Origin of the sequence: Hyphomonas chukchiensis (assembly GCF_000682695.1) — a bacterium.
GTDB lineage: Bacteria > Pseudomonadota > Alphaproteobacteria > Caulobacterales > Hyphomonadaceae > Hyphomonas > Hyphomonas chukchiensis.
The window spans coordinates 1-651 of the sequence record NZ_AWFG01000093.1; the positions used below are offsets into that span (position 1 = coordinate 1).

Consider the following 651-nt stretch of genomic DNA (forward strand, 5'->3'; position numbering starts at 1 on the left):
CCCCGCGAGCGCCATGTCACCCTCCAGCGCGGGCAGGCCCTGTTCGAGGTCGAAAAGGCCAAGGCACCTTTTATCGTCGCGGCAGGTACAAGCCGTACGCGCGCGCTCGGGACGCAATTCGACATCTATGCGCAGCCAGCCGGTGTGGCTGTGACCCTGCTGGAAGGCTCGGTCAGCGTTTCGACATCTCCGGAACAGAAGAGCCTGTTCGGTTTCGGCAAGGCAACACATCCCGCCGATCCGAAGGGCAGGGTGCTGGCGCCCGGGGACCGGCTCGAGATTGCCGGCGATGGCAGCCAGACCGTGTCCAGGGTCGAACCCGGCGCCGCGCTGCAATGGCGCAGCGGTAGTGTCCAGTTCGACGATGTGACACTGGCCGACGCGGTCACCGAACTGAACCGCTACTCAACCACCCAGATCAGGGTGCCTAATCCCGACCTCGCAGCCGAGCGCCTGAGCGGAACATTTCCAACAGGAGAACCAGAGGCATTCGTCGCGAATATTGCCCTTTTCCTGCCGGTCCGGATTGAACGGTCCGCAAGCCTGATCACACTCGTACCGGACAACGCATCGGCGCCCTGACCCTGTCCGACGGCATGGCAGTCGGACAGGCAGAGGGGCTCCGGTGGCAGAGAATCATCCACGGCAAGC

The 651-nt window shown here is 64.1% G+C and carries 1 protein-coding gene; it reads left to right on the forward strand.

Annotated features, from left to right (window positions below; genetic code table 11):
* Window positions 1-582 (forward strand): FecR family protein (locus tag HY30_RS18195; RefSeq protein WP_034744467.1); only part of this gene is annotated, 582 nt, incomplete at its 5' end.
* Window positions 583-651 lie beyond the last annotated feature (69 nt).